Raw genomic sequence first — 10106 nt, 5'->3', positions numbered from 1 at the left:
CCAGTCGTCGAGTAGGACTTCGTTGTCGTTGCGGGGCATCGGGATTCCCTCAGCGTCGTCATTCCGGGGCGCGCCTTTTAGCGCAAACCCGGACCCTATGGTGGTTATGGATTCCGGGCCTGCGCCTAGTGGCGCATCCCGGAATGACGATGTGGCGACGTCACCACAGAATAACGCCTGCTGTCGTTTCAGCCTCGCCTCATCCGGATCGTTCCACTTGAATCCATCGATCTGGCGGAAACCAAGCCGAACCGCGCAATATTTTCCGCTTCCTTCCTCCATTGTGTTCTGGGCATAACTAAAGGACACATCGATTTCGCGTACCTCGACGCCGTTCTTGCGCGCGTCGCCGACGATTTGAGCCGGTGCATAAAAGCCCATCGGCTGCGAATTCAGGAGCCCGCAACAGAACGCATCGGGGTGGAAATGCTTCAGCCATGACGAGACATAGACAAGTTGCGCGAAGCTTGCGGCGTGACTCTCGGGAAAGCCGTAGGAGCCGAAACCCTTGATTTGTTCAAAGCAGTTCTTGGCGAATTGCGGATCGTAACCCCGCCTGATCATGTTCCCGATCATCTTCTCTTCGAAGTTTCCGATCGTCCCGACATTACGAAATGTCGCCATCGCACGGCGCAAGCCGTTGGCTTCTTCAGAGGAAAATCCCGCAGCCTCGATCGCAATGCGCATCGCCTGCTCCTGAAACAGGGGGACGCCGAGGGTCTTGTGCAGCACCTTGTATAATTCGTCAGGCGGGCCGTAGTCCGGCGAAGGCGCCGGATAATTTTCCTTCTCAATGCGGTTTCGCCGGCGAAGATAAGGATGCACCATGTCGCCCTGGATCGGTCCGGGCCGCACGATCGCCACTTCAATGACAAGGTCATAGAAGGTTCGCGGCTTCAGGCGCGGCAACATGTTCATCTGTGCACGGCTTTCGACCTGGAAGACGCCGAGCGATTCACCCTTCTGCAGCATTTGATAAACTTCGTCGTCATCCTCCGACTTGATGTCTGCGAGTTCGTAACGCTTATCCTTGTGAAGGGCGATCAGGTCGAAGCATTTGCGGATGCACGTCAGCATGCCCAGCGCCAGCACATCGACCTTCATCATGTTCAGCGCGTCGACATCGTCCTTGTCCCATTCGATGAAGGTGCGGTCGTCCATCGCGGCATTGCCGATCGGCACATAGGTGTCGAGACGATCCTGGGTCAGCACATAGCCGCCGACATGCTGCGACAGGTGCCGCGGAAACTCGATCAGTTCGGTGGCGAGTTCGATCGCCAACGCCACCATCGGGTTTTGCGGATCGAGCCCGGCCTGCTTGACCTGCATTTCGTTGAGGCCGCTGCCCCAGCTTCCCCACACCGTATCGGCAAGGGCCGCGGTCACATCCTCCGTTAGCCCGAGCGCCTTGCCGACATCGCGGATCGCGCTGCGCGGCCGGTAGTGAATGACGGTTGCGATGATCGCGGCGCGATGCCGGCCATAGCGCCGGTAGACATATTGCATCACCTCTTCGCGCCGCGAATGTTCGAAATCGACGTCGATATCGGGCGGCTCCAGCCGTTCCTTGGAAATGAAGCGTTCGAACAGCAAATCGATCTTGGTCGGATCGACGGAAGTGATGCCGAGTACGTAACAGACGGCCGAATTCGCCGCCGATCCCCGCCCCTGACAAAGAATTTTCTGGCCGCGCGCATAATGAACGATGTCATGCACGGTGAGGAAATAATGCGCGTATTTCAGCTCATTGATGAGATCGAGCTCCTTGCACAGCGTCGCGCGCAGGGTGTCGTCGATCTTGCCGCCAAAATATGTTTGCACACCCGCCCAGGTCAGGTCCTCCAGATGCTGTTGCGCGGTCTTGCCTCGCGGCACCGGCTCGTCGGGATACTGATATTTGAGCTGATCGAGCGAAAAGGTGATGCGATCGGCAAACCGCATGGTCTCCGCGATCGCCTCCGGCGCATCGCGAAACAGCCGCGCCATCTCCTCCGCCGGTTTGAGATGACGTTCGGCATTGGCTTCGAGGCGCTTGCCGATGGCTTCAATGGTCGTCTTCTCGCGGATGCAGGTGATGACATCCTGCAAACGACGACGCGACGGATCGTGATAAAGCACCTCGTTGGTAGCGAGCAGCGGCACATTGGCGTGAGCCGCGACACGCCCAAGCCGCGCCAAACGCCGCCGGTCGTCGCCGCGATAGAGCAGGCTTGCCGCCAACCACACCCCATCGGCGCGGCTCGACTGCAAACGATCAAGAACCTCCTGTGCTTTTGTCTCCTCGAAGCGATGCGGCAGCACCAGCACGAGAAGCTGCCCTTCGGCGAATTCAAGCAGATCACCGAATTTCAGATGGCACTCGCCCTTGAGGGTCCCCTCTCCGCGTTTGCCTTGGGTCAGCAACTGACATAGCCGGCCGTAGGCTGCGCGGTCGCGCGGATAAACCAGAATGTCCGGCGTGCCGTCGATGAAAACGAGCCGCGATCCGATCAGAAGTCTTGGTTTGTGCTGGATAACGGGATTTTCGAGTTCCTTGAAAGCCCGCACTACTCCGGCGAGCGTGTTGTGGTCGGCGATGCCGATGACAGGAAGACCGAGAATGGCTGCCTGCTGCACATAGGCCTGCGGGTGCGAGCCCCCGCGCAGAAACGAGAAATTCGTGGTGATGCCGATTTCCGCATATTCTATCGTCATGCGAACAGTCCATGCATGAACCAGTTCGGCTGCACAGGCTTGCCTTCCTGCTGCTCGATCTCGCGATCGTAAAGCCCGTCGCGATAGAGCCAGAACCGCAAACCCTCTTCATCCTCGACACGGAAATAATCGCGCGTCAGCACCGCGCTTCCTGCCCGCCACCACTCCATGGCGACGCGCTCGGGGCCTTCGGCGCGGATGACAGCGTGGGCGGCGCGGCGCCAGACAAACCGCGCCGGCGGACCATCCGGCACCTCTGCGATGACCTTGATCTGTTCCGGACGCTCGAACAGCCGCAGTGGCCGCAGCGGCGGCTCGCCCACGGCGCGCGCCGGCCAGACGGCTTGCGTGGCCGCAGCCAGATGATATTGCGCCGGCGCGGCCAATACCGCGCACTCCGGAATATGGGTTTCCTGCGGCAGGTGTACGACCACGCGCTTACCGCCGATCCGCGCCGCGATGCGATCGATCAAGGCCGCGAGTTCATCATTGTCATGAACGTTGGCATCGAGATCGCGCTGCTGCTGCACGACGATTTCGGTATGGCCCGCGGACAGACGAATGAGATCGAAACCGAATCCGGGATCGAGCGGGTCGCTTAAAGCGTCCAGCCGTTCCCGGAACAGCCGGTCGATCACCTCGCCTCTGGTGACGGGCTGCCCGGTATCGACCATGATGGTGCGAACCGCACCGTCGGTACGAAAGAAGCGCGCTTCCAGCCGCCGCGCACCCTTGCCTTGCTTCGCCATCGCCGCGACCAGCCTCACCGCAAGACCCGACAAGGTCGAGGAGATCACCGCTTCGGTCGCGACCGGCTCGGCGAACCGCTTTTCCACGATGTAGTCGGGCAGCGGCTGGCGCGGGCTGATCGGCGCATCGCCCTGCCCCAAGGCCTGTTCCAGCAGCGCCGTAAAGCCGGCGCCAAATCGGGCGGTGATTTCGTGCCGTCCCCGGTCGGCCACATCGCCAATGGTTTTCAAGCCGGCGCGGCGCAAGCCCGTCACCACGGCCGCATCCGCACCCAGCGACGATACCGGAAGCGGCCTGACCGCACCCGCTTCCTCGCCGTCGCGGGCGATCCGGCCATGGGCATGGCGGGTCAGCGCCCGTGCGCAGACGGCCGTGCCGGCGATGGCGGCGCTGACCGTAAAGCCCTGCGCGGTCAACACACCGCACGCAAGGTTCATCATCGCTGTCTCACCGCCGAACAGATGCGCGCAGCCGGTGATGTCGAGAAAAAGACCGTAGGGAGGATCGAGCGCAACCAGCGGGGTGAAGCGGTCACACCAATCGGCGATGGCGTTCAGTGCGGCAGCGTCGGCGGCTTCATCGGCGTCATACACCTGCACCTCGGGGCAGATGGCGCGGGCGTTAGCCAGCGGCAAGCCTGCCGCAAGACCGAGATGCGAAGCCGCATCGTTCAGCGCAAAAATCTGCAACGCATTGTTTTGCCTGGCGACGACGATCGTGGGTTCATCAAACGGCTCGGCGCGACTTGACGCGCCGTCTTCACGCGACCCGGTAACTGCTTCTTTTGAGAGGATTTTTACGCGCTTGATGCGGTCGGTGGGCAGGCGTGGCAGCCACAGGCTGAGGATACGCCGCCGGTTCTCCGAAAAGGCACTCATCACATTTCCATTCCATGATCCAGCGGCCAACGGGCCCATGACGGTTGCGGACAAGTTGCGTCTCAAACAGAGGCGCGCCCCATGCACTCCAGGACGTAGAGCCCGGCGGCGAATGCGCCGCGCGCACGATCCATCGGGTTTCCGCCGTCGACGGCTGAGGTTCTGCGGCCATCCGCAGCACCAGGCAGGTCGCGCCGGAAGCCTGCGCGGCCAGCGTCAGCTTCCGGCTGGCGACAAGGTCGAGCTGTCTCGCCTCGCCCCAGACCTCCAGCACAACCACACCCACCGCATCGCAGGCGAGCGCGTCCGCCGCCGTCCGCAGCGCATGGTCCACATCGGTAGCGCGAACGGTGACCAGGAGGCGCGGATCGAGACCGAGTTCGGCCCATCCGCTCATCGAGACCGCGCCCGATTCAATCTCGGTGAAATCCTGCCGGATCCACACCATGGGCCGCCGCGCGGCGGCACGATTGGCAAGTCCTGCAACAAAACCGGTCGCCACAGCGCTCTGCCGTCCGGCTTCCGCAAACACTTCATGCATCGTCCCCAAAGCGAGCCCGCCTTGCAGGTGTGCATCGGCATCCGCGTGCCCAAGCGTCACCCGGCGTGGCGAGTACGCTTCGCCATGGGCCTCGATGCGCTCGATGCTGCCGCGTAAGGCCGCAAGATTCCTTGCTGCGCTCATCCTCATGATGCGCCGCGTCCTTTACGAAAACTGATCTGGCCGCTTCCGATTTTTAGAGAACCAGAAGCTGGCTCATTTGTTCATGGTATGTTCTAATTTAAAGCTAACAGCGATCAAAGAGTCAATCGAATTGGCGATTTGATGATTCATGAATAGAATCAAAGGGGTTTGAAGATGGACGTACAACGCAAGCTGGAAATCCTGGCGGACGCCGCCAAATACGACGCCTCCTGCGCGTCCAGCGGCACCGAGATGCGGGATTCCAGTGACGGCAAGGGCCTCGGATCCACCGCCCCAGGCATGGGCATCTGCCATTCCTACGCGCCGGACGGCCGCTGCATCTCCCTGTTGAAGGTGCTGCTCACCAACGCCTGCAACTACGATTGTCTCTATTGCGTCAACCGCACCTCCAGCAACGTGCCGCGCGCCCGCTTCACGATCGACGAGATCGTGAAGCTTACGATCGACTTCTATCGCCGCAATTACATCGAAGGATTGTTTCTCTCCTCCGGCATCATTCGCAGCGCCGACTACACCATGGAGCAGGTGATCCGCGTCGCGCGCAAGCTGCGCGAAGAGCACCATTTCCGCGGCTACATTCATTTAAAGACCATCCCCGAAGCCGATGACGCGCTGATCACCGAGGCCGGCAAATATGCCGACCGCCTCTCTATCAATATCGAGGTCCCCGAAGAGAACAGCCTCGCAACCCTCGCGCCGGAAAAGGACGTGCGCGCGATCCGCCGCACCATGGGCCGGCTTCGCCTCAAGCTCGACGAAGCAAAGGAAACCACGACGTCGAAAGCAAAACCGCCGCGCTTTGCGCCAGCCGGCCAGAGCACGCAGATGATCGTCGGCGCGGACAATTCAAATGATCAGACCATCCTCGCAACCAGCGCTAATCTCTACGGCGCCTACCGACTCAAACGCGTCTATTATTCCGCCTTCAGCCCGATCCCGGATTCAAGCCGCGCGCTGCCGCTTTCGGCGCCTCCCCTGATGCGCGAGCATCGGCTCTACCAGGCCGATTGGCTGATGCGCTTCTACGGTTTCGACGTAGGCGAAATCGTAGAAGGCGCCGGCATGCTGCCGCTCGACATCGACCCCAAGCTCGCCTGGGCGCTGCGGCATCGCGACCGTTTCCCGCTCGATGTCGCTACCGCCAGCCGCGAGGAGTTATTACGCGTGCCCGGCTTTGGCACCAAAGCCGTCGATCGCATCATCGCCACGCGCCGCGTGACGTCGATCCGCGCCGCCGATCTCCCCCGCCTTCACATCCCAAGGCAAAAGGCGCTGCCGTTCATCGTTCTCAGCGATCATCGCCCCTCGCCGCATTTGCTGGACGCCGCAAATCTTGCCGAGCGCTTCAAACCGAAAGCGGCGCAGCTGGGCTTCGGGTTCTAGATGATCACCATCGTCCTCAAGCACGAAACCGATTTCGACGGCTGGCGGCAAGCCGCACGCACGCTGGCGCTCGGCGGCGTTAAGCCAATAGATGTGACGTGGAGTGTCGAGGGCGATGAGGAGCAATTATTCGCAACAACCGGGATGGCACCGCAACCGCGCTCGTCGACTGAGACCTTCAACGTCCCGGCCAAGTTCGTGGAGTTGGCCAGCATTGCGATTTTCCACCGTGACCGGGAGCGGTTTGCAGTGCTTTACCGCCTGCTGTGGCAATTGCGCAGCCACCATGACCTTCTGGAAGTTGCGACCGATCCCGACGTCTCGCGCGTCTTGGCGATGGCAAAAGCGGTGCGCCGCGACGAGCACAAGATGCACGCCTTTGTCCGCTTCCGCGAGATCGGCCGTGAACGCGACGCACGTTATGTCGCCTGGTTCGAGCCGGAGCATCACATCGTCGAACTGGCGGCGCCATTCTTCGCGCGCCGTTTCGCTGACATGCCCTGGTCGATCCTGACGCCCGACCTCTGCGCGCATTGGGACGGCGTCGCGATTTCATTTTCCCCCGGCGTCAACAAGGCTGAAGCGCCAACCTCGGACCGTCTGGAAGAGACATGGCGGCGCTATTACGCCGCGATCTTCAATCCCGCCCGCCTCAAAGTGAAAGCCATGAGTGCGGAAATGCCAAGAAAGTACTGGCGGAACTTGCCGGAGGCCTCGATGATTAAACCTCTGATCGCGGGCGCCGCGCGCGCCACCAACGCGATGATCGCCGAAGCCGCGACTGAGCCTGCCAAGGCGCAGAAGCGGCTGGAGGAGCCGATGCGAGGCAAAACTAAAACCATTGCTGCAACCGATGAGCTTGAGACGTTGCGCGAGGAAGCCGCCGCCTGCCGCGCCTGCCCGCTATGGAAAGATGCGACCCAGACCGTGTTCGGCGAAGGCCCGCCACACGCGCCCATTATGCTGGTCGGTGAACAACCCGGCGATAAAGAGGATCTGGCCGGAAAACCGTTCGTTGGGCCGGCGGGCCAGATGCTTGATCGCGCGCTGGAGGATGCCGGCATCGATCGCGGCAAAGTCTACGTCACCAACGCGGTCAAACATTTCAAATTCGTCCCTCGTGGCAAAATCCGCCTGCACCAGAAACCCTCAACGTCGGAAATCAAGGCGTGCCGACAATGGTACGAACGCGAACAGGCTGCCATCAAACCGGTGCTGGTCGTGGCTATGGGCGCTACAGCCGCGCAAAGCGTGCTCGGCAAGATCACGCCGATCAACAAAAACCGTGGCCATCTCATTGATCTCGATGATGAAACCAAGGCACTGGTGACGGTGCATCCGTCCTATCTTCTGCGGCTGCCGGATGCGGAAGCCAAGGCTCGGGAATACCAGCACTTTGTCAGTGATCTCAGGATTGCGGCAGCTGAGCTGCGACAAGCGGCGGACGTGGCTTGAATTGAACCCTCGTCTGCCCCTCGATAGTTATCATCCACTGAGACAATGCTGCGGTGCAACTTCCCCCCCGCGTTTCACGCTCCTGTCACCTACGCCAATCTAAAATTTCCCTCTTGGGACGGGGGTATATTCACATGAGCGACGTTGCGTTACCGGGTTCGATCGAGCCCGCAGCCCGGAAGGGACCTAACCTTGACGGCGGGTTTAATCCGCTGACCGGTATCATCTACATGGGGGTGGTGGCCGCGGCGCTGCTGTTCGTCGCCTACAGCATCTATGCCGACGTCGATGCCAGCGAATGCGAATGTCAAATCCAGAACCCCACTAGAAAACCATAGTTGCTGGTGGTCTTTTGATTCTAACATTTGCAAAAGTGCCTGCCTCACCGGGATGCAAATGCTAGAATCAGACGACTAGCGCGTTTTCGACCAGCTTGATCCAGTACGAGGTGCCGAACACAATGGCATTGTCGTCGAAATTATAAGCGGGATGATGCAATCCGGCGCTGTTGCCATTGCCGCAGAAAATAAACGCACCCGGACGCTTCTCCAGCATGAAGGCGAAGTCCTCGCCACCCATCATCGGCGGCATCTCCGCAACATTGCCGCTGCCGGCAATCTCCTTCGCCACGCCAATCGCAAAATCCGTCTGCGCTGCGTGATTGACCACCACCGGATAGCCGGGCACGTATTCGAGGTCGATCCTGGCGCCGGTCAGGAGGGCGACACCTTCCACGACTTCGCGAACGCGTTTTCCAACCAAGGCGCGGACTTCCGGCGTCAGCGTGCGAACGGTGCCCTTCAATTCGGCGGTTTGCGGGATCACATTGCGCGCGTTGCCGGCATGGAATTCGCACATCGAGATGACGGCGGATTCCAGCGGATCGACGTTGCGCGCGACAATCGACTGTAACGCCGTAATCAGTTGCGCGCCGACCATGACGGAATCGATCGACAGATGCGGCCGCGCCGCGTGTCCACCGCGCCCCTCGATATGGATATTGACGGCATCGGTCGAGGCCATGATCGGACCGGGACGGATGGCGAAGGAACCCACCGGAATTCCCGGCCCGTTATGCATCCCGTAGACCTGATCGATGGTGAAGCGATCGAACAGCCCGTCCTTGATCATGGCGGCCGCGCCCGCGCCGCCCTCTTCCGCCGGCTGGAAGATGACGATCGCATCGCCGGCAAAGTTCCGCGTCTCGGCAAGGTAGCGCGCTGCGCCGAGCAGCATCGCGGTGTGCCCATCGTGGCCGCAGGCGTGCATCTTGCCGGAGGCCTTGGAGGCATAGGGCAATCCGGTGGCCTCTTCGATCGGAAGCGCGTCCATGTCGGCCCGCAGCCCAATGGTCCTTACATCGCGCTTGCCGGCTGGCTTGCGTCCCTTGATGACACCGACGACGCCGGTACCACCAAGCCCGGTGGCTACCTCATCGCAACCGAACTCCCGAAGCCGTTCGGCCACAAAGGCCGACGTGCGGTGCTCGTCGTATCCCAGTTCCGGATGCTGATGGATATCACGGCGCCATGCCTGGATATCGGGTTGCAAGTCGGCCACGCGGTTGACAATGGGCATGAAAATCTCGGTGCTAAATCATTGCAGGCGCCCCTGTTTAGCATGTGAGGCCTGATCGGCCCAATACCCGTTATTATGAGTACGGGAGGCCGTGCATTGACAAAAGTGCAATGGCCGGACTTTGGTCCGACCTATTAACGTCTGGTCAACCAGATGCGCGGAGACGAAGGGCGGAAAACGGAAAATGGCGACACGGCTGGAGGGAGATTTCGACTATATCGTCGTCGGCGCTGGCACCGCCGGGTGCATCCTCGCCAATCGCCTGTCTGCCGATCCGCAGAACCGGGTGCTGATCCTCGAAGCCGGCGGCAGCGACAACTGGATCTGGTTTCACATCCCGGTCGGATACCTCTTCGCCATCGGCAATCCGCGGTCGGACTGGATGTTTCGGACCGAGCCCGAGGCCGGTCTCAACGGCCGCTCGCTGAATTATCCCCGCGGCAAGGTGATCGGCGGCTCGTCCGCCATCAACGCCATGATCTCGATGCGCGGACAGGCTGCCGACTACGATCACTGGCGCCAGCTTGGCCTGACCGGCTGGGGTTACAGCGACGTATTGCCGGCCTTCCGCCGGCTGGAGGATCACTTTCTCGGCGAGAGCGAACACCACGGCACCGGCGGCGGCTGGCGTATCGAGGCGCCGCGGCTGTCGTGGGCGATCC

The 10106-nt window shown here is 61.2% G+C and carries 7 protein-coding genes and 1 pseudogene; 4 read left to right on the top strand and 4 right to left on the bottom strand.

What is annotated here, in order from left to right:
- The 3 genes from WB528_RS17725 to WB528_RS17715 form a co-directional block, all read right to left on the bottom strand.
- Window positions 1–2694: error-prone DNA polymerase (locus WB528_RS17725; RefSeq protein WP_423889700.1), on the bottom strand; the 2694-nt coding region annotated here is incomplete at its 3' end.
- A complete protein-coding gene (locus tag WB528_RS17720; protein ID WP_423889699.1) occupies window positions 2691–4322 on the bottom strand; it encodes a Y-family DNA polymerase in 1632 nt (543 codons plus the stop codon). The genes WB528_RS17720 and WB528_RS17725, both read right to left, overlap by 4 nt.
- Complete coding sequence (locus tag WB528_RS17715) at window positions 4204–5007, bottom strand: ImuA family protein (RefSeq protein WP_423889698.1); 804 nt, start codon at window positions 5005–5007, stop codon at window positions 4204–4206. Before WB528_RS17715 ends, WB528_RS17720 begins: the two co-directional genes overlap by 119 nt.
- A 174-nt stretch (window positions 5008–5181) precedes the next feature.
- Here WB528_RS17715 and WB528_RS17710 point away from each other — a divergent pair, with 174 nt between their 5' ends.
- From WB528_RS17710 to WB528_RS17700, 3 genes and pseudogenes are all read left to right on the top strand, one after another.
- Window positions 5182–6411: a putative DNA modification/repair radical SAM protein gene (locus tag WB528_RS17710; protein WP_423889697.1), complete on the top strand. Its 1230-nt coding sequence runs from the start codon at window positions 5182–5184 to the stop codon at window positions 6409–6411.
- Window positions 6412–7866 carry a UdgX family uracil-DNA binding protein gene (locus WB528_RS17705; RefSeq protein WP_423889696.1) on the top strand — a complete coding sequence of 485 codons (1455 nt, stop codon included), beginning with the start codon at window positions 6412–6414 and terminating at the stop codon, window positions 7864–7866.
- Window positions 7867–8000: 134 nt separating this feature from the next.
- Window positions 8001–8162 (top strand): annotated as a pseudogene (locus WB528_RS17700) (inorganic phosphate transporter); the annotation flags it as partial.
- 109 nt (window positions 8163–8271) lie between these two features.
- Here the strand turns inward: WB528_RS17700 and WB528_RS17695 are convergent.
- A complete protein-coding gene (locus WB528_RS17695; protein WP_423889695.1) occupies window positions 8272–9444 on the bottom strand; it encodes a M20 aminoacylase family protein in 1173 nt (390 codons plus the stop codon).
- Between the two features lie 184 nt (window positions 9445–9628).
- Between WB528_RS17695 and WB528_RS17690 the strand changes: the two genes are divergently transcribed.
- Window positions 9629–10106, top strand: a 478-nt coding sequence (locus WB528_RS17690) for a GMC family oxidoreductase (protein ID WP_423889694.1), incomplete at its 3' end; no start/stop codon positions are given.

The organism is Bradyrhizobium sp., assembly GCF_049586575.1.
GTDB lineage: Bacteria > Pseudomonadota > Alphaproteobacteria > Rhizobiales > Xanthobacteraceae > Bradyrhizobium.
Note: the sequence above shows the minus strand (reverse complement) of the source record. Positions and strands in the feature narration are given on the sequence as shown.